Annotated in this window: 15 protein-coding genes; 8 read left to right on the top strand and 7 right to left on the bottom strand. The window is 46.5% G+C overall.

The features are described from left to right. Window positions 1-182: 182 nt before the first annotated feature. Window positions 183-3,056: a 2-oxoglutarate dehydrogenase E1 component gene (locus NYE45_RS08385; protein WP_340016373.1), complete on the top strand. Its 2,874-nt coding sequence runs from the start codon at window positions 183-185 to the stop codon at window positions 3,054-3,056. 5 nt (window positions 3,057-3,061) lie between these two features. Next, window positions 3,062-4,333 carry a 2-oxoglutarate dehydrogenase complex dihydrolipoyllysine-residue succinyltransferase gene (gene odhB, locus NYE45_RS08390; protein WP_340016374.1) on the top strand — a complete coding sequence of 424 codons (1,272 nt, stop codon included), beginning with the start codon at window positions 3,062-3,064 and terminating at the stop codon, window positions 4,331-4,333. A gap of 116 nt (window positions 4,334-4,449) precedes the next feature. On the opposite strand, the gene NYE45_RS08395 is transcribed toward odhB, so the two are convergent. The 4 genes from NYE45_RS08395 to NYE45_RS08410 all read right to left on the bottom strand — a co-directional run bounded on the left by NYE45_RS08395 (window position 4,450) and on the right by NYE45_RS08410 (window position 8,177). Further along, on the bottom strand, window positions 4,450-5,430 hold the full coding sequence (locus tag NYE45_RS08395; RefSeq protein ID WP_340016375.1) for an alpha/beta fold hydrolase: 981 nt from the start codon (window positions 5,428-5,430) through the stop codon (window positions 4,450-4,452). 41 nt (window positions 5,431-5,471) lie between these two features. Next, a complete protein-coding gene (locus NYE45_RS08400; protein WP_340016376.1) occupies window positions 5,472-6,449 on the bottom strand; it encodes a type I phosphomannose isomerase catalytic subunit in 978 nt (325 codons plus the stop codon). Between the two features lie 189 nt (window positions 6,450-6,638). After that, complete coding sequence (locus NYE45_RS08405) at window positions 6,639-7,223, bottom strand: class I SAM-dependent methyltransferase (RefSeq protein WP_340016377.1); 585 nt, start codon at window positions 7,221-7,223, stop codon at window positions 6,639-6,641. After that, a complete protein-coding gene (locus NYE45_RS08410; protein ID WP_076330245.1) occupies window positions 7,224-8,177 on the bottom strand; it encodes a TIGR01212 family radical SAM protein in 954 nt (317 codons plus the stop codon). 439 nt (window positions 8,178-8,616) lie between these two features. Between NYE45_RS08410 and NYE45_RS08415 the strand changes: the two genes are divergently transcribed. Both NYE45_RS08415 and trmB read left to right on the top strand, forming a co-directional pair. Further along, window positions 8,617-8,817, top strand: coding sequence for a hypothetical protein (locus NYE45_RS08415; protein WP_036610190.1), 201 nt, complete (start codon window positions 8,617-8,619; stop codon window positions 8,815-8,817). A 152-nt stretch (window positions 8,818-8,969) separates the two neighbouring features. Continuing rightward, complete coding sequence (trmB, locus tag NYE45_RS08420; RefSeq protein ID WP_340016378.1) at window positions 8,970-9,725, top strand: tRNA (guanosine(46)-N7)-methyltransferase TrmB; 756 nt, start codon at window positions 8,970-8,972, stop codon at window positions 9,723-9,725. A 129-nt stretch (window positions 9,726-9,854) separates the two neighbouring features. Here the strand turns inward: trmB and NYE45_RS08425 are convergent, their stop codons facing one another. Beyond that, window positions 9,855-12,107: an AraC family transcriptional regulator gene (locus NYE45_RS08425; protein ID WP_340016379.1), complete on the bottom strand. Its 2,253-nt coding sequence runs from the start codon at window positions 12,105-12,107 to the stop codon at window positions 9,855-9,857. Window positions 12,108-12,505: 398 nt separating this feature from the next. Between NYE45_RS08425 and NYE45_RS08430 the strand changes: the two genes are divergently transcribed. From NYE45_RS08430 to NYE45_RS08440, 3 genes are all read left to right on the top strand, one after another. Next, entirely contained in the window at window positions 12,506-13,411 is a 906-nt protein-coding gene (locus NYE45_RS08430) for an ABC transporter permease subunit (RefSeq protein ID WP_017689672.1), read from the top strand. A 30-nt stretch (window positions 13,412-13,441) separates the two neighbouring features. After that, window positions 13,442-14,371: a carbohydrate ABC transporter permease gene (locus NYE45_RS08435; RefSeq protein WP_340016380.1), complete on the top strand. Its 930-nt coding sequence runs from the start codon at window positions 13,442-13,444 to the stop codon at window positions 14,369-14,371. 106 nt (window positions 14,372-14,477) lie between these two features. Continuing rightward, on the top strand, window positions 14,478-16,025 hold the full coding sequence (locus NYE45_RS08440) for an extracellular solute-binding protein (protein ID WP_340016381.1): 1,548 nt from the start codon (window positions 14,478-14,480) through the stop codon (window positions 16,023-16,025). Window positions 16,026-16,166: 141 nt separating this feature from the next. On the opposite strand, the gene NYE45_RS08445 is transcribed toward NYE45_RS08440, so the two are convergent. Next, the gene (locus NYE45_RS08445) at window positions 16,167-17,318 is read right to left on the bottom strand and encodes a glycosyltransferase (RefSeq protein WP_340016382.1); all 1,152 of its coding nucleotides are present in this window, start codon (window positions 17,316-17,318) and stop codon (window positions 16,167-16,169) included. Between the two features lie 50 nt (window positions 17,319-17,368). Continuing rightward, window positions 17,369-17,896 carry a phosphatase PAP2 family protein gene (locus NYE45_RS08450; protein WP_340016383.1) on the bottom strand — a complete coding sequence of 176 codons (528 nt, stop codon included), beginning with the start codon at window positions 17,894-17,896 and terminating at the stop codon, window positions 17,369-17,371. A 712-nt stretch (window positions 17,897-18,608) separates the two neighbouring features. Between NYE45_RS08450 and NYE45_RS08455 the strand changes: the two genes are divergently transcribed. Then, entirely contained in the window at window positions 18,609-19,847 is a 1,239-nt protein-coding gene (locus NYE45_RS08455) for a glycosyltransferase family 2 protein (protein WP_062833421.1), read from the top strand. Window positions 19,848-19,884: the final 37 nt, after the last annotated feature.

The raw sequence follows: 19,884 nt of genomic DNA on the forward strand, positions 1-19,884 counted from the left end.
TATGATTTTGAAAACGCAGACAAACCTTGACGGGAGCGTCGGACTAACGTTACTACCACCAACAGCACGATTATTGGACTTCATGAAAAATTTCGCTTAAAATGTTGAACGAACGCAAATTACGGCTTAGTCAATGATTTCCGTCAAAAACTTATGACTAAATCAAGACGGAGGGAACGTCGATGACGATCGTGGAAGGCAACAAGAAGCCCTGGGAAAGTTACTATGGCCCCAATATGGGATACGTACAGGAACAATATGAATTATTCACTCAAGACCCTGGTTCGGTAACACCGGCCTATCGGGAATTATTTGAACAATGGGGTGCACCGCCGATGTCTGGCAGGGATGCACGTACAACCTCGAATTCCGGCAACGCCCAATCGGCTTCCGGAAACGTAGACATTCAATTATTACAGAAAGCGGTTACAGCGGGCAAACTGGTATGGAATATCCGTACGTATGGTCATCTTGCTGCAGATATAGATCCGCTTGGAATCAGTGAAGATACAGATACATCTTTGCTGGAACCTCAGCATTTTGAATTGAACGAAGAAGATTTGAAAGCTTTACCTGCTTCCCTGATCTGGGAAGGTGCAGATGGGCAGACAGCAACCGGATGGGATGCAATCCAGCGCTTGCGCCAGATTTACACTGGACCCATGGCCTATGAGTTCAGTCATGTGCACGAAGTTCAAGAGCGTGAGTGGCTGAATCGCCGTGCGGAATCTCGGACATCACCTGCCCCGCTTACGCCGAAGGAACGCAAGACGTTGCTGGAGCGTTTGGTGGAAGTCGAGCAGTTTGAGGATTACCTTCACAAAACTTTTGTTGGGCAGAAACGTTTCTCCATCGAGGGTAATGATGTGCTTGTACCGATGCTGGATGAGGCTGTTCGCATCATGGCAGAAGCCGGATCAAGCCACATTTTGATGGGGATGGCCCACCGTGGGCGGTTGAATGTACTGGCTCATGTATTGGGCAAACCGTACAGCAAGATTTTCTCTGAATTCCATCATGCTCCGAATAAGGACATGGTTCCATCGGAAGGTTCAACCGGAATTAACTATGGTTGGACGGGGGATGTCAAATATCATATGGGTGCCAACCGTTTTGTGAAAGACGGTGAGACTGTGCAAGCCCGCCTTACTTTGGCGAATAACCCGAGCCATCTGGAATACGTCAATCCGGTTGTACAAGGGTTTGCGCGTGCGGCTCAGGATGACCGTCGTGACCCTGGATATCCGAAGCAGGACGTAACGAAGGCAGCCACCATTTTGATGCATGGTGACGCAGCCTTCCCTGGAGAGGGGATCGTTGCAGAGACGCTAAACTTCAAAGCTCTGCCAGGTTATCAGAATGGCGGAACTATTCATATTATCGTCAACAACCGTCTGGGCTTCACTACAGATAGCAGTGATTCCCGTTCAACGTACTACGCAAGTGACCTTGCCAAGGGGTACGAAATTCCGATTGTACACGTGAATGCGGACAATCCGGAAGCGTGTATTGCAGCCATTCGTATGGCGGCAGAGTATCGCAATCGTTTCAAAAAGGATTTCCTGATCGACTTGATCGGTTATCGTCGTTACGGCCATAATGAAACGGATGATCCTGAAACGACGCAACCTACCGTTTATGACAAGGTGAAAAACCATCCAACGGTAAGCCACTTGTATCAAGATCACTTGAAGCAAGAATCGGTTATCGATGATGCGTCTATTGCGAGTATTCGCGATGGAGTAATGAACAAATTAAAAGAAGCTTACGACCAGATGAAGAAAAATGAAGTACATGAATATTACCAACGAAAAATCAGCGAGCCGGAAGCCGTTACGATTACGCCAACTGCGGTACCACTGGAGAATCTGCGCAGCATTAATGCAGATCTGCTGAAATGGCCTGAGAGTTTCAATGTGTATCCGAAGTTGCAGCGGATTTTGCAGCGCCGGAGCACTTCCTTGAACGAAGGGGAAAAAGTGGATTGGAGCCTTGCGGAGACACTCGCATTTGCAACCATTCTGGCAGATGGCAAGCCAATTCGGATTAGTGGACAGGATGCTGAGCGTGCTACATTCGCTCATCGGAACCTGGTATTGCACGATTCGGAGAATGGATCAAAGTTCTGCCCATTGCATCACTTGCCACAGGCAAGAGCATCCTTTGCAATCTATAACAGTCCGTTATCAGAAGAATCGGTTGTTGGATTCGAATACGGATATAACGTATATTCACCAGATACACTGGTTATCTGGGAAGCCCAATTCGGTGATTTTGCCAACTGTGCACAGGTTATTTTTGACCAGTTTGTATCAGCGGGTCGCGCCAAGTGGTCTCAGAAATCCAGTCTGGTTATGTTACTTCCACATGCGAATGAGGGTCAGGGACCTGAGCATACAAGTGCTCGTCTTGAACGCTTTCTGCAGCTTTGTGCAGAAGACAACATGACGGTTGCCAACTTGTCGAGTGCTTCCCAGTACTTCCACTTGTTGCGTCGTCAAGCTTCGTTGACTGAAACGGAAGATGCTCGTCCGCTTGTGATGATGTCACCGAAAAGTCTCATTCGGAATCCGCGTGTTGCTTCACCAGCAGTCGAATTCAGCGAAGGCAAGTTTGAGCTTGTGCTGGAGCAAGCTGGACTGGGTACACAGCCGGATCGCGTGGAGCGCATTATTTTGTGCAGTGGCAAGATTGCCATTGACCTGGAAGATGCTTTTGAAAAAGATAAAGCAGATTGGTCATGGCTTCATATCATTCGAGTGGAACAGCTGTATCCGTTCCCGGCAGAAGAGATCAAACGTGTACTCGCACGTTTCAGCAATGTAAAAGAGCTGGTATGGGTGCAGGAAGAAAACAAAAACATGGGTGCCTGGACATACATGGAGCCTCGTCTTCGTGAAGTCGCCCCGGAAGGCACAACCGTTAGATACGAAGGTCGCCCGGAACATGCAAGTCCTTCCAGCGGTTATCAACTTGTGCATAGTATGGAACAGCAACAGATTATTACATCTGCGTTGAAGCAAACGACGAAGAATAATATTCCACTGGGGAGGTAACAGCTGTGAGTGAAATTAAAGTACCTGCAATGGGTGAGTCAATAACTGAGGGAACTGTATCCAGATGGATGGTCAAAGAAGGGGATACCGTTAATCAGGGTGATGTGCTTCTTGAACTGGAAACGGACAAAGTAAATATTGAAATCAGCGCAGAAGAAAGTGGAGTGCTGGAGAAGATCATTCGTCAGGAAGGGGAGACGGTAGAGATCGGTGAAACGATCGGTACACTCTCGGCTGGATCTGGAGGAGGAAGCGGTGCACCCGCTTCCGAACCGGCAGCAGCTGAAGAGAAAAAGGCCGCTACGCCTGCACCTGAAGCTCCAACACCACCGGCACCTGTTGCGGCAGCACCAGAGTCATCCGATAGTAACAAGACAGCTTCACCATCTGCCCGTAAACTGGCACGTGAGCGTGGTATCGAGTTGGATCAGGTTCAGAGCAAAGATCCGATTGGACGGGTATACCAGGATGATGTGAAGAGCCATAGCAATCAGGCGCCTGCTCCTGCTGCTCCACCTGCAAGTAAAGCTCCAGCAGCACCAAGTGCTCCGGCAGCGGGTAGTTCCACCTATACCAAACCAGTTGAGCGTCAACGCATGTCTCGTCGCCGTGCGACCATTGCCAAACGTCTGGTAGAGGCTCAGCAGACAGCAGCTATGTTGACTACGTTTAATGAAGTAGATATGACTGCTATCATGGATGTACGTAAACGCCGTAAGGACAAGTTCAAAGAGAAGCATGAGATTAACCTGGGCTTCATGTCCTTCTTCACCAAAGCAGTTGTGGGCGCTTTGAAAAAATTCCCGACAATCAACGCAGAGATTGATGGCGAAGATGTTGTGCTCAAAAAGTATTATGACATCGGCATCGCCGTATCTGCGAAGGAAGGACTGGTTGTACCGGTTGTACGTGATGCTGATCGTCTGGGCTTTGCCGAGATCGAGAAGAGCATCGCGGATCTGGCATCCAAAGCTCGTTCCAACACGCTGGCATTGTCTGATCTACAAGGTGGAACGTTCACCATCACCAATGGTGGAACATTTGGTTCCTTGTTGTCTACACCAATTCTGAATACACCTCAAGTGGGTATTCTAGGGATGCATAAGATTCAGCTTCGTCCAGTGGCAATTGATGCAGAGCGGATGGAAAATCGTCCGATGATGTATATCGCGTTGTCCTATGATCACCGCATTATCGACGGCAGTGAAGCTGTACGTTTCCTGGTGACCGTAAAAGAGCTGCTTGAAGACCCGGAATCCCTGTTAATTGAAGGTTAATCCATAAGGTTTGATCATAGCTATTATTCATATTCTTTAACAAGAAAGCCCCTGAACTGGAGCGCAGCGTGAGCTGTACATCCGATTCAGGGGCTTCTTGTAATTAGTTATATCATTTATATAGAGTCAGCCATCTCAGCAGGGCTCACTGCATCGTCGTGTTCACTAGAGTCAGGTGTATTCCGCTCTAGCCAGCTCACCACGTGCTGGGCCACTTCTGTTCGGTTCGTCTCATGCAGCATTTCATGGCGCCCACCTGGATACAGGTGGTATTCAATATTCTCCAGATGAAGCTTCTTATACTGAGAGACCAGATTAAGAACGCCTTTGCCATGAAGTCCAACAGGGTCCTTCTCACCGGAGAACAGATATACGGGTTTATGTTTAGGTATGCGCTCCATATTGTGTGGAAGATGAACTTCAAGCAGCAATTTGAAGAAATCACGGAAGAATCCTGCTGTACAGACCGCTCCGCACATGGGATCATCAATAAACCGTTGAACCTCTTGCGTGTCCCGGGACAACCAGTCAAACGGAGTTGTCGCAGGGCGGAAAGAGCGGTTAAATCCACCGAATACAATCGCATTAAGCAGCATGCTGGGATGAGTAGCCCCCTGAATGCCACACTGCAAGAAGGCCAGTTTCTCTCCAAACCGGAGAAGACCACGTCTGCCATTGGTCCCGGATAAAATAAAGGCATGGTACCGTTCATGACCAGCGTACATGAGATGCTGTACCAAGAATGAGCCCATACTGTGCCCCATTAGAAACAGAGGCACCCCAGGGTTCTCCTTGGCGGCTACTTCGCCCAGATTGATCATATCACTCGCCATCCAGCGGAAGGCATCGATACCAGCATTACCGAGCAAGCTGGCACTCTCCACGGTTTTGCCATGACCCCGATGGTCATTGGCATAGACCGCGTAACCGTGTCTGGTGAGAGTGTCGGCAAACTCGGCGTAACGGGCCGCAGTCTCACCCATGCCGTGTGCGATTTGCACGACGCCCTTAACATTGCATTCCGGATCGGGAAGCCAGCGGTACACATGAATACGGGTACCTTCACTACCGACCAAGGCAAAGGTAGATTCCTGCATCTCGTGTAATTCCTCCTTCACAGGTTACATATAAGCTTGATTTATGGCAGATAAGAGCGAAGAACAGTGGTATTTCCATCTAATGTATAAGAACCCAGATTGGCTGGCAAGAGATAACATTGTCCGGCCTTCAATTCAATGTTGTCTGATTCAGCATGTGCCCACGACAGTGTTCCTTCGCCTTCACAGACGACGAGAATCGTGAAGCTGTCAGGATTGGTGGAGAGTTCCCAACGTTCAGTCACGATGCCTTTTTCAACCACAAAATAAGGGCATTCCGCAAGCTTGAGCCATTCACCAGGAGTAGCGTTGTTTGTTTTCATTGTTGAGGCACCTGCGCCCTCATAGGCGGTTACATTCAGCGAGTCTTCAACATGCAACTCACGTGGCTTGCCGTCCAGGCCTGGACGATTGTAATCGTAGATCCGGTACGTCGTATCCGAGTTTTGCTGAATCTCAGCGACAACCACACCCGCACAGAGCGCGTGTACCGTTCCTGCAGGGATAAAGAACGTATCACCAGCTTCAACAGGAACCTGACGAAGGGTATCCATCACCGTACCGTTCTCCAATGCTTCTTTCAATGTTTCACGATCCACACCTTCATTCAAGCCATAGATGATGTGTGCGCCCGGTTTCGCGTCGAGGACATACCACATTTCTGTTTTGCCAAGCTCGCCAGGAGGAAGTGCCTCGTACTCGTCTGTCGGATGAACCTGAACGGACAGGTCATCGTTACAATCCAGCAATTTAATCAAAAGGGGGAAACGTCCACCTTTCTCGGAAACGCCTTTGGTTCCAAGCCATTCTGTGCCCAGCTGTTCACGAACTTCATCCAGACCCTTGCCAGCAAGTGCTCCATTTAATACCTTGGTTGTACCATTGGGATGATCTGCAATCATCCAGCCTTCTCCAATATGTCCTTCAGGGGGCGTAAGGCCAAATTGCTCCAGCGCACGACCGCCCCACACACGTTCTTTGAATTCAGGTTGGAATTGTAATGGGTATGGCGTAGACATCAGTAATCTCTCCTCTAGTATATGAAATGGTGGATCGCTTTAATCAGTCATGGGCATGTAGTCGCCATGAACAAACAAGTGAATACGTTTGCATATGTGTATGTAGAACACAGATCGCAGTAAGAGAACGCCAGTAATGGCTCACCTTGCGACTGTGTCTAGTTTATTGTATTTGGTGAACAAAGGAAATTATTTTTTCTCGATTCCGATCAGAAAAGGAGAAGTCTCTCGCTGTAATTGGCGATACATCACGACCTGTGCCTGTTCTACCGGCAGGGTGGAGGACCATTCCAATACAGCTTCTGCTTCCTGTGCCCCTCCGTCATGACCGGGGTAGAGCACAACCGTAATGATCCCGCGAGGACGTAATAAAGCGAGTGCGGCTTCGAGTGCAGCGATCGTGCTGTCTGTCTCGGTGATGATGGAGGAGTCTGCACTTTCTGAAGGCAGGTACCCCAAGTTGAACATGACCGCCCCAACTTCACCAACCCATGACTCAGGCACCGCTTCTGCCATGCGATCATGACTCAGTTGAAGCATGGAGATGGAGCCAAGCTTGGCTTCGTCATCTTGCTTTCGAATCCGAGCCTGTGCCAGCGTGAGAGCTTCACTTTGAATATCGAACCCAATCACTTGACCACGCTTGCCTACTTGTTGTGCCAAAAATAGTGTGTCTGCTCCTGTACCCACCGTTGCATCTATGGCCAGATCACCTGGCTGCAGACGGGAAGCAATCCACTGATGCGCACAGCTGAGAACTGAAAGAAAGCCCATCTATGCTCGCCTCCAATACTTACCTTGCCAGGAATCCCGCTCTCGCAGCTCACGATCAATGGAGTTCAACACTTCCCATTTGTTCATGGACCACATCGGTCCAATCAGCAGATCACGCGGTGCGTCCCCTGTAAGGCGGTGTACAATCATTTCCGGTGGAAGCATCTCCAGTGTATCTACGATCAGCTTGATATACTCGTCCTGATCCAGAAAACGTAAAAGACCGGCTTCGTATTGCTTCACCATTGGTGTTTTGCGCATCAGATGTAGCAGGTGAATCTTGATGCCCTGTACATCCATGTTGGCGACGGCACGTCCAGTATCCAGCATCATTTCATGCGTCTCTTGAGGCAGACCATATATGATATGTGTACACACGCGTATATTCCGTTTGCGCAGTTTCTCAACGGCTTCTTCGTAACACTTCGTGTCGTGCGCTCGATTGATCAATGTCGATGTGGAATCGTGGATGGTTTGAAGCCCCATCTCAACCCACAGGTAGGTGCGCTCGTTCAGTTCAGCCAAATAATCAACGACGTCATCTGGCAAACAGTCCGGGCGAGTGGCGATGGACAAACCAACAACACCGGGTTGCTCCAGAATCTCTTCAAAATATTCGCGCAGCTCCTCAACCGGAGCATATGTGTTCGTATAGGCTTGGAAGTAGCCAATATAATGGGCAGTAGGCCACTTGAGATGTTGTTTATCTCTTATCGTATTGAACTGGGTGACCAGATCTTCACGTCTGCTGCCAGCAAAATCACCTGATCCACGCGCACTGCAGAAGGTGCAGCCACCTTTGGCAATGGAACCATCACGGTTCGGACAGGTGAATCCGGCATCGAGCATCACTTTGAAAACCTTATTGTTAAATTGGTCGCGCATCTCGTAATTCCAGGTATGGAATCGTTTATCTCCCCACAGGAGAGGGGGCTGTAATGCAGGTGCATTCATCTTTACGGTACTCCTTTGACTGTCGAATTACAGTAATCATACGTGAACAAAAGAAGAAGCGCTATGCGATTTCCATCAATGACGATCGATAGCGATTATTGGTGTCTTCATGAACATTAGCATTTTGCATTATTCGATTTGAATCGCTCAAGGGTACAAGATATGGACAGGAAAAAGCATCCTGATCCATATCTTGCTGATTGGAAGACGCTTATGGGATTTATGCAAAATGCTCACTTTATCATTGTATCAAAAAACTGAAAAAAAAGGGAATCGAAACGCAAAAATAGGCCGTAAAATCAAGGTTTTCTGCTTGCTATAGTTTACACCTTGTGTTATATTTAAATCAACGTCAGACACCATCTAGTGGGTATTATTCATCATAGCATTTGAATCAACGTTGACGTCATGGACCATACTATACCGTGAGGTGATATGAATGAATTCCCAAGTTAAAAACAATGAATTGAATCATGTGTCTGTTGAATTGACGGCAGAAGAAGCCCTGGCTTTAACAGGTGTTCGTTTTAATGGAAATCCGAAAGTGAAAGCGGCTGCAAGACAAAAAGTTCGCGATGCTTTCGAAAAGACATTTGATTTTTCACACCAAGATAAGGTAGACTATGAACTACTAAAGTAGTTGGACCCCAATTCCAAATAAATCGAAGAGGGAATCTTTGAGATTTGCCCAAAGTGGCAGATCCGAAGATTCCCTTTTCATTGCTCTTTACAATTTGCCAGTTCTTCGGCAAAATAAGTCTGAGACAAGTATGGGACAAACGGAGGAATAAAATGCGTTTACGTGGCAGAAAAGGGATAAGAGAAAATCTGGAGCAACAAGTCGATCTTGTTGTACTGGACCCCAAGCAACATAAAGGAAAATGGTCTGAACTGTTTGGCAATGATCACCCGATCTTCGTGGAATTTGGTATGGGTAAAGGTCAATTTATTAGCCAAATGAGTTATAAATATCCGGAATTTAATTTCATCGGTATTGATATGTATGATGAACTGGTGCGTCGTGCCAGTGAGAAAGCTCGTAATGCGTGGAGTCAGGCTGATGTGGAGACACCTCCGAACCTGAAGCTTGCGCTGGCGAATATCGAACAGATCGAAGAAGTTTTTGAGCCGGAAGAACTGGAACGCATTTATCTGAACTTCAGTGATCCTTGGCCAAAAGCAAAGCATGCACGTCGTCGGTTGACGCACCCGCGCTTCCTGAAGAAATATACGGAACTGCTTAATGCAAAAGGACAGATTCATTTCAAAACCGATTCGGAGACGCTGTTTGATTTCTCGCTCAACGCCATTTCCGACTTTGGTCTGCAAATGACGAATCTGTCTCTGAATCTGCATCGCGATGGACTGAACGAAGAACATGTAATGACCGAGTACGAGCAGAAATTCATGGGCAAAGGCATGAACATTCACCGCGTTGAAGTGATCGTTGGTGAAGAGGCCTTGCGTGAGTATCAGGAGATACGTCTGGACAAGTATAAAGTTCGTGAAGCTTCGGATGAGTCTGGCGAAGGTCAGGAACAGGAATAAATCGAAATCTAATTTAAACTCGTTAAAGAAGAGCGACACATGAGGTGAATGATTCATTCTCATAGGTCGCTCTTTTTTTGAATTTACAATCGATGTGCATTACTCCGTAAACTCATGTCTGGTATGAATTCAAAAGTTCTCTGAATGGAACTCTTTGCGGCGATAATCGTTTGGTGTAACACCATTGAACTTTTTGAACATGCGGTAGAAGTAGGAACTGTTGGTGAACCCGGTTCTCTCGGCAATATCGGCAACGGAGTTCTCTGTCTCTATCAGCAGATGCTGAGCTTTGGCTATGCGGGTTTCGTTAATCACATCCGTGAGCCCTTTCAGGGTGAGCTGTTTGTAGAGTCTGCTCACATAGATGGGCGACATGCCCAGTTCATCTACAATCGAAGTTAGACAGAGATTGGGATCGGCATAGTCCCGCTCAATAATGCCATTGATTTTACGAATCAACTCTTCATGCTTCAGTGTGCGTTTCTCCTCGACTTTGGAACCAAGCTCATCAAACATCCGATAGAAGTGTTCATGTACTTCACTGATGTCTTCAGCGTCTTTGACAGGCAGCATTAAACCATCGGAGACGGAATCAAGCGTGAGCTGATTGTTCTTTTTGAGGGTATTTCGTACATGATTCAATGTCATCGTCAGATGGGATAAGGCTAGCTGGAAGACGGTAAACGGATAGGCGGCTGTCTCGCCGACGATGTCTGCATAGACTTGTTTGGCTTCTCTCGTCTTGCCTGTCATTAGATAATCGACAAGTTGTCTTTCCTTACCTGCTGGGAATGCGTATTCTTTCGTGTGATAAGCCATGATGTCAGCGGTATAGATCAGACAGCCAGGTCCCATGAACAAACGATGCAGTGAAGCTTCGGCTGATCGGGTGTAGGATGCAATGCTGTCTTCCAATGATGCTTCTTCCGTGCCGATGGTACAGGAGATGGAGCATTTCAAATGGGTCATTACAGCAGCCTGCATCATACGTAACAATTCTTCGATCCGGTTAGGAGCAGGTTGGCCAAGTTCAGGGAGTTCCTCTTTTTCATTGAAGATGAGTGTGATCAGATCGCCGCCCATGTCTACAGCTTCCGCATTGTAGTGGAGATCAGCCGTCTCGGTGCATATGTTCATCATGGCGTATTTTACAAGCTGGGTCTCGTCACGATACGTTTCATTAAATTCGGTAAAATGGTCAATTCGCAGCAAAACTAGCCTGGATACACGCTGAACGTCAATGGAGGAACCATAGAACTTCATCCGTTCTTCCAGCATACCTCCGGTTACTGTTTCACGGCCCTGCAGAGCCCCTCGCAGAAAATCCTGCCGTAACAAATGAAGACTGCCACGTCGCTCCGCTTCCATCACACGCAAACGTACAAGCACCTTATCAATAGGATGATATAGTTTTCGAGACACAAGGTAGGAGAGCAGCAAGCCTGCGATGAGAAGCCCAACACAAAACAGAACGGTATGTGTACGCATACTCCGTATATCTGAGGTAATCAGATCATACGGTGTTATTCTCACATAACGCCAGCCCAGGTCATCGGGAGCGGTGTACGTAATGAGCGATTTTTCTCCGTCGACCTCTTCAGTAAAGTAAGCGGACTGCTGCATGTCCTGCATGATCGGCTGCATAAATGCTTCGCTGGAGAGATTTTTCATCAATGCACGGTCGCCAAAGTCAGATAAAAGGTCTCCATTCTCATTCACGATAAAGGTCTTGCCTGGTTGATCCACAGCATTCATATTCGGACTGAGCCAATCATCCTTGATATTTACGATGACAGCATAGTTTAATTTGGCGTTATCATTGATCGTGTCATAACAGAGATAGGTGTAGCTGTTAACCTCTGTTGCTTCGGTAGAACCGACCTGATATGTACGCGGGATGGGCACAAAAGGTTTATAGTCATGGAAGCTCTGGAGGATACTTGTAATCCCCTGATCGTCGATCTCCGAGATGGACTGCTGCCCATTGCGCACGTTGGAACTGATAAAGAATTCATTGCTTTTGGAGTTATATACATAGATGGATTCGATAAAAGGAAGGGACATACGGTAGTTGTCGAGCTGCTCCATCGCCGATGTGATCTCATAGATATTGGGTTTGGAATAGAGCAGTAATGAAGAGATGGTGTAGTCTTGATAAATCTGATATGACAATGATTTTGCAGTCTCGGTCATTTTGGCCACTTCACGGCTGGTTTGAGTAAGACTGTTCATATCTGTCCGATATACCTGACGAAGAGCAATACGATTATAATTGACGTACAAAATAGAGGAAGCCACAAGCAAGGTAGCGACAGTGCTGATAATAATGCCGATCAGAATTCGTGTGAAGACCATCTGACTGTCCTCTGAACGTTTACGCATTCCCTTTCCCCCTCGGACCTCCTGTTTTGGGTGAACAACGTAGAACTTCATATACATACGCTAGATTTCATATATGGATGAGCAGAAGAGCAAGAGTAACTTGAATTATATATTATGTATGCGTTTACATCAATGCTGGACAGGCTGTTTTGCCTGCTTTCTCTATATAAAGTTCAACTTTCGCTGGATTGTTCACTAGGTTTAGACTATGCACGATATCAACATTTGTGAACGGATGTGTGTTCATTTCATGGTTCGTTCGTTTTGTTCATAGTTCATTTCGCAGAATCGTTCATTTTCTGACGGGAAGCTTCAGTATCCGTGAGCGAAGAGAGCATCTACAATAAAAAGAGAGCTCCACCAGGCAGCACCGCAAGAAATTCGGGAGGGATCGAGCCATGCTCAAAGAATTGAACAAGAACAAAATCATGTTTCTGATGCTGTTGCCCACGCTGATCTTTTTTCTGATTAACTCGTATTTTCCGATGGTCGGCATCTATTATGCGTTTACCCGGTATGATTTTGAAGGAGGATTATTCGGCAGTCCATTTGTCGGTCTGGAGAACTTTAAGTTCCTATGGCAGTCGGGAATGCTGCTGAAGCTCACAACCAACACCGTAGGTTACAATCTCGCCTTCATTATATTAGGAAACGGTCTGGCGATCTTCTGTGCGATCATGCTTAGCGAAATCCGGGGCAGGTTATTCAAGAAAATTACGCAATCCGTCATGTTCTTGCCGTATTTCATCTCGTTTGTACTATTAAGTGTAATCGCTTACAACATGTTTAACTACGAGTCGGGTTTCGTGAACACGGTGCTCAAACGTTTCGAGGCCGGCCCCGTAGACATTTATAACACACCCTGGATCTGGGTGTTCCTGATCATCATCTTTTATCTGTGGAAAAATCTTGGATACAGCATGGTCATCTACCTGGCCGCCATAACGGGGATCAGTGACGAGTATTATGAGGCTGCCCGAATTGACGGGGCCAATATTTTTCAGCGAATCTGGTACATCACGGTACCGATGCTGAAGCCAACCTTTGTCATCCTGCTGTTGTTCTCGCTTGGCAGCATTATGAAGGGTCAGTTCGACCTTTTCTATCAACTGATCGGCAACAACGGGGTGCTGTACAACGCCACGGATATCATCGATACGTATGTGTATCGTTCACTGAAAGTAACGTTTGATATCGGGATGGCAACTGCTGCCGGTCTGTATCAATCGTTATTCGGATTCATTTTGATCATGACCGTCAACTATATTATCCGCAAAGTAAATGAGGACTACGCCTTGTTCTAGAACGCCCGCAGGGCAGGAGGGAGAACGATCATGAACACGCCAATGAATACTCACACTCGAACGAATACGCGTCTCAGAGATTCAGAATTCACCTTCATGTTTCAACTGATTGCCTACAGCGTCATCATCATTTTATCGATCATGTGTTTGATACCGTTTCTGCTCATTCTATCCGGTTCATTCAGCAGCAACGAGTCCATTGTGAGGGACGGGTATCACCTCTTTCCGACAGACTTTTCCCTGGAAGGCTACAAAATGGTGTTCAAATTCCCGACTCAGGTACTCAAGGCTTATGGGGTAACGGTCTTTACAACGGTGGTGGGAACTACGCTGGGGCTTTTCCTCATCACGATGGCCGGATTTGTGCTCCAACGTAAGGACTTCAAGTATCGGAATACCTTCTCGTTTTTTATCTACTTCACAACGTTGTTTGGTGGGGGACTCGTGCCTTGGTATATTATGCTGGCGAACTACTTCAATCTTACGGATACTTACACGGTACTGATTTTCCCGGGGTTGATGACGCCATTTCTCATTATCCTGATGAAAAACTTTATTCGTTCGGCTGTGCCGGATGAGTTGATTGAATCCGCCAAAATTGATGGAGCGAATGACTTCCGCATCTATTTCAGCATTGTGCTGAAACTGGCGATGCCTGGTATCGCAACCGTAGGTCTGTTTCTGGCACTGGGTTACTGGAATGACTGGTTTACTTCATCCCTCTTCATTAACAACCCAGATATGTACCAGCTGCAATTTTATCTCTATAACACGATGAATACGATTACTTTCATTGACCAGATGGCGATTGGCACAGGGATCACGCTCAGTCAGGATGTGCCTACGGAATCAACCAAGATGGCCATGGCTATCGTTGTGACGGGACCAATTCTGTTCCTGTATCCGTTTGTACAACGTTATTTTGTTAAAGGGCTTACCATTGGTGCAGTGAAAGGTTAGAACGTGAACACGCTGTGGGTATCAGGCTTCTGGCATCATTTCCGGTCTGAAGCATGGCGAGTCTGCGCTAACATATAAAGGTTCACCACAAAAAGGGAGGATGCGTATGCGTAACAAAACAATTCGGCACCTGTCTCTGGTACTTGCCCTGATGTTGTTCGCCGGGGTGCTTGCCGCATGTAATAACGGTTCGGGGGGATCGACGCAAGGAAGCGAGCAGGGAGGAACATCCGAGAACAAAGGCGAGAAAGTTACGCTTCAATTTTACATGCTTGGGGATGCTCCCAAAGATCTGCCTGTCATTGAATCCGAGATTAACAAGCTGGCTGAGGCTGATCTGAATGTCAATGTGAAATTCAACTACACCTCCTGGACCGACTGGGATCAAAAATATAAACTGCTGCTGTCTTCCGGACAGCCGATCGATCTGATCTTTACAGCGGATTGGACATTCTACCAGTCCTATGCGAAGAAGGGCGCGTTCCTGCCGCTGGATGAAATGCTGCCAACAGCAGCGCCAGCACTGAAGGCTCATGTACCTGAAGATATGTGGAATGCAGTCAAAATCAATGACAAAATCTATACGGTTCCATCGACATGGATTGAGTATGTAACCGAGGGAATTGCGTATCGTGAGGACTTGCGCGAGAAGTACAATCTTCCGAAGCCGGAATCGCTGGAGACACTCGAAGCATATCTGGAGGGCATCAAAGCCAATGAACCGAATATGATTCCGATCGCGGATAGTAATGCCAACCATACCCATGGTATTCGTCAATTGACATCCAAACTGGTTAATACAGCAGGTCAACTCCCATATGGACTGGATATCATGTACGACACACCGTCGACTGTGGCGTCCTACTGGGGATCGGCACAGCATCTGGAAGACCTGAAGACATACAAACGCTGGATGGATAAAGGCTTTTTCCCGAAAAACGTACTGAATGTTAAAGATACTTCCAACTCATTGCTGCAAAATGGAAAAGCGGCTGTTGTTCTCTCCGGGGAGAACCCGAACAAATTTAACGCAGATGTCATCAAGGTGCAGTCTACGCATCCAGATTGGAAACTGGCTTATTTCCCATATCCGAATGCGAAAGGGTTTGCACAACCGGTTCACCCGATCCATAACGGATTTGCGATTCCGCGTAGCAGTAAAAACCCGGAAAAAGCATTGGCATTTTATGAGAAGCTCGTGACAGATAAACGCTACAACTGGTTGACTGAATACGGCGTTGAGGGCAAAAACTTCGAGGTAGATAATGGTTACTATAAAATGGTCGGCGATGCACAAACAAACGGCTTCCCGCGTGAAGGCATGAATGGCTGGGCATGGCGTAATCCGGAATTCATGCTCTATGATAAAACCTTTGATGATGTCCTGACCATGTTTGAAGATCTCGACAAAATCAAAAAGCCGGATATTTTCACAGGATTTGCTGAAGACTGGACTCCGTACCAAGCAGAGAAGGCTGCATTAGAGCAAGTGGAAAAACAATATTTGTATCCGCTTAATGTGGGATTGGTGGCAGACGTGGAGGCTGGATTGAACACATTTATGGAGAAGGCTAAACAAGCAGGGTTGGAAAAAATTCAGGCAGAGTACACCAAGCAGTGGCAGGAGTACCTGAAGTCAGCGGGCATCCAATAGTTTGTACTTTCCTTCATACAGAAAAGGTGCCTTCAGATCCGAAGGCACCTTTTCAATGTGGTTGCAGGCTTGTTTGAAGCCGGCGGTTAGAGGCGTGATTGAACGAAGTCTTCGGGAAACAGCCTCCCGTTTGGCATAAAATCATAAACGAGCCTCTTCTGCGGATGAAGGACGAACGTCCTCCAGGAGATCGATAATACTTTGAGCGCTCTCCATCGGATGAACCTTAGCGATTTCCGCCAGATGGCGTTGGCGTTTACGTACAACATCCGGGTAGTGATGCAACAACTTGTTCATCCATTTGACCACTACGTCGAGCGAAGTTATGGGTTCTCCCAAACCTCTTGCAGTAAAATAATGGACGTTTTCTTCTTCCTGACCAGGTATGGGGTTGTGAAACAACATTGGAATTCCTTTGGCCAAGCCTTCGCTGCAAGTCATTCCCCCAGGTTTGGTGATCAACAGGTCGGATACTTCCATCAATTTGTCGATTTCATTCGTGTACCCGATAATATGAATGTTATCTTTGCGATACATGGGGTTCTGTTCCATGCTGATCCGTGCTTTATCGTTGCGCCCCAGACAAAAAATGATTTGAATATCTTCATGCCAGCGAGTTAGCAACGGATGGATCAACTTATCACTTAGCATCCCCCAACCGCCTCCCATTACCAGTACAGTGGGCATGTTCTTGAGGTTGAATCTGCTTCGGATCTCATCTCGTCCGGGATGCTCCCAGAAGTTCGGATGCACAGGAATGCCTGTGACTCGAATTTTGTCTATTGGTACGCCACGCAACATCAGTTTGGACTTAACCTCATCTGAAGAAACCAGATAAAGGTCTACTTCACGGTTAATCCATGTCCCATGTGCATCATAGTCGGTGATGACTGTGCATAGGGGAACCTGTACACCCAGACGTTTCAGTCTGGATATGACAGCACTTGGAATCGGATGGGTACAGACGATCGCATTGGGACGTAACTGACGCACGACGCTGCGTGTGTGTGTATAGAACAGTTTATGCAGCGCCAGTGTTGTCAGCCGGTTCAATGATTTTTTATATTGATGTCTGTATACATATCCCACGAGTTTGGGTTGGTTGGTAACCGTTTTTTTGTATGCCGTTATAATAAGAGGTGCAACCTTGGGATTTAAAAAACTTCCAAGTTCAAGCACTTTCGTCTGCACGTCTGGCGACAGCTTTCGCAAATTGCTGGACAGTGCATAGGCAGCTTGAGTATGACCCGTACCAAAGCCTTCAGATAATAGTAATACTCTTTTTTTCTCCACGCTTGCTTCACCTGTTCCTGCTAGGTTTTTCTGAGTCTAACATATCGGCTTTAAGACCAGAATGCAACTGTTGCAAGTGCGACTAAAGTACCTATTGTGGCACCTGCCAGAACATCGGAAGGGTAGTGTAATCCCAGATATATTCGAGAGAATCCGACAATAAGGGCCACAGGCAACAATATTAGCAATAAGATCGGATCAGTGGTCATAAATGGAACCGTGACCGAAAAAATGGCAGTCGTGTGTCCTGAAGGAAACGAATGATCCGTCAGGGGATTACGGAACGTGATGGTATCCGGCAAGGCCAGATAAGGCCGAATGCGGGGATACAATTTTTTCGCGATGGCTACGGGAATGTGGCTGACCGCAAGAGCGATACAAGCCTGAAGTCCTGTTGTGCTCCATGGAGCCGGAGCGAGCAGCCAGATTAACAAGGATACTGCAATAGAAGAAGTTGCTCCACCCAGATGGGTGAAATAATACAGCCAAAAATTCATAAAACGATTATGAAGTCGGCCGTTGATCCACATAAAAACATTTCGATCATACTCTTGAAACTTTAAGAATAAACGGCTCATATTGGCCTCCTGCCAGTCAGGCCGCCCGTAATGGCGGCAGTATTTCCGGTGATTTTTCTGCATCCGGTTTCGTCCTGATTAGTATATAACCGTTTTTCGTGAACTTGAGGTTATTTCAGGTATATGTTTATCATATTTTTAAATGTTGTCCTTTTCAAGAAGAACACATGTAAAGAACGTAAAATTCATGTTAAAGAGTGGATATATACCCATCTTAACTTTTTGACTTGGGTTAGCCAAAAAAGATACAATGATTCAACATGGCTGAAATGAGGTAAAAAAAATGTGAGTTTTGGTTTAAACTTTTTGAGGTCTGTTTGCGTTATTTGTTATAGAGCCTCTGACGAAGAATGACATGCTGATGAAAAAAGCAGGGACTTTAGAAATAAAAATCAAGTAAACGGCTGAAAATAAGATATAACAGGCATGAATGCGAGGTTGTGGTATCACGAAGTGTCTATTCAGCGTTTAAAGATCACATTTCTGCTTCAGAAAGTGGAATTGGGGTTTTGACAAATGACTGAAAAGAATACAGAATCGATAAAGCAGCCAACTGATAGCAACCAAGCTTTGAAACATTGCCTGATATAATCACGTAGTACACAAAAGAACAGGGTCATATTCTGCAGATCACAAAAAAATAAATTGCAGAATCAGGAAGAGAAATGCTTGAGTAAACTGGGTTTTGAAAAAAAGGGGGTAACAGAGAACGATGTTGGACGCTATATTCGTCACGATGCAGGTCATTCTGGCACTGCTAGCCGTGTACCAATTCACGTTTTCGCTGTTCGGTCTGATTAAGAAAAAGAAAAAGAAACATTATCCGGCGACAAAATCATTCGCTGTACTCGTCGCAGCACACAATGAGGAACAGGTCATTGGTGCCTTGATGGAGAACTTGAAACAACTTGATTATCCGGAAGATCTGTATGATGTGTTCGTCATCTGTGACAACTGTACGGATGGAACGGCTCAAATTGTCAGAGAACATGGGTTGAATGCCTGTGTACGTACCAACGCTGATCTGAGAGGTAAAGGGTATGCCATCGAATGGATGCTTAAATACCTGTGGAAATTGCCACGTCAGTATGATGCAGTTGTTATGTTTGACGCGGATAACCTGGTTGACCGTAACTTCTTGCTTGAGATGAATGATGACTTGAACAATGGTTCGCGTGTTATCCAAGGATACATTGATACGAAAAATCCGGAGGATTCCTGGATCACTGCAGCATACGGTGTATCTTACTGGTACATCAACCGTCTGTGGCAGTTGTCTCGTCATAACTTGAATATGGCGAACTTCCTCGGAGGTACCGGAATGTGCTTCGAGACCAACCTGTTGAAGGAAATTGGCTGGGGCGCAACAAGTCTGGTAGAGGATCTGGAGTTTACGATGCGCAGTGTGCAACGTAATGTGTATCCTGTTTTCAACTATGATGCCAAAGTATTTGATGAGAAGCCTTTAACGTTCAAAGCTTCAGCGCGACAACGTCTCCGCTGGATGCAAGGACACTTTACAGTTGCGCGTAGATACTTCTTCCCACTGCTCTGGCAGTCCATTAAGGAAAGAAGCTTGGTGAAATTCGACCTTGCTATCTATGGAGCCAATGTCTATGTTGTATTGCTTACATTCCTGATGACTGCTGCAATGTGGGTAGACATGGCAATATTCAATGGTCCGCACATTGCGAACATTTATGGATACTTCCCGTTATGGGTCGGATTCGTGGCCATTGGCCTGAATATTCTGACGTTCCTGTTGTCCATGGCTCTGGAGAAGGTTACATTCGCCAAAGTTTATCTATATCTGATTTTGTTCCCGATTTACCTGTTGTCATGGTACCCGATTACGTTCTACGCTTTCTTTACGCAGAACAACAAACAGTGGAGTCACACTCAACACACGCGTGTTGTGCGCTTGGATGAGGTACAGAGCAAACAAGGGTAAGGAACATGCAAGCTTGACTTTGTCGGCATCGGATATA

The organism is Paenibacillus sp. FSL K6-1318 (genome assembly GCF_037976905.1).
Taxonomy (GTDB): domain Bacteria; phylum Bacillota; class Bacilli; order Paenibacillales; family Paenibacillaceae; genus Paenibacillus; species Paenibacillus amylolyticus_A.

Coding starts and splice junctions, on each gene's coding strand:
- NYE45_RS08385 (WP_340016373.1), top strand. CDS start 183: ATGACGATCGTGGAAGGCAACAAGAAGCCCTGGGAAAGTTACTATGGC.
- NYE45_RS08395 (WP_340016375.1), bottom strand. CDS start 5,430: ATGCAGGAATCTACCTTTGCCTTGGTCGGTAGTGAAGGTACCCGTATT.
- NYE45_RS08400 (WP_340016376.1), bottom strand. CDS start 6,449: ATGTCTACGCCATACCCATTACAATTCCAACCTGAATTCAAAGAACGT.
- NYE45_RS08405 (WP_340016377.1), bottom strand. CDS start 7,223: ATGGGCTTTCTTTCAGTTCTCAGCTGTGCGCATCAGTGGATTGCTTCC.
- NYE45_RS08410 (WP_076330245.1), bottom strand. CDS start 8,177: ATGAATGCACCTGCATTACAGCCCCCTCTCCTGTGGGGAGATAAACGA.
- NYE45_RS08415 (WP_036610190.1), top strand. CDS start 8,617: ATGAATTCCCAAGTTAAAAACAATGAATTGAATCATGTGTCTGTTGAA.
- trmB (WP_340016378.1), top strand. CDS start 8,970: ATGCGTTTACGTGGCAGAAAAGGGATAAGAGAAAATCTGGAGCAACAA.
- NYE45_RS08425 (WP_340016379.1), bottom strand. CDS start 12,107: ATGCGTAAACGTTCAGAGGACAGTCAGATGGTCTTCACACGAATTCTG.
- NYE45_RS08430 (WP_017689672.1), top strand. CDS start 12,506: ATGCTCAAAGAATTGAACAAGAACAAAATCATGTTTCTGATGCTGTTG.
- NYE45_RS08435 (WP_340016380.1), top strand. CDS start 13,442: ATGAACACGCCAATGAATACTCACACTCGAACGAATACGCGTCTCAGA.
- NYE45_RS08440 (WP_340016381.1), top strand. CDS start 14,478: ATGCGTAACAAAACAATTCGGCACCTGTCTCTGGTACTTGCCCTGATG.
- NYE45_RS08450 (WP_340016383.1), bottom strand. CDS start 17,896: ATGAGCCGTTTATTCTTAAAGTTTCAAGAGTATGATCGAAATGTTTTT.
- NYE45_RS08455 (WP_062833421.1), top strand. CDS start 18,609: ATGTTGGACGCTATATTCGTCACGATGCAGGTCATTCTGGCACTGCTA.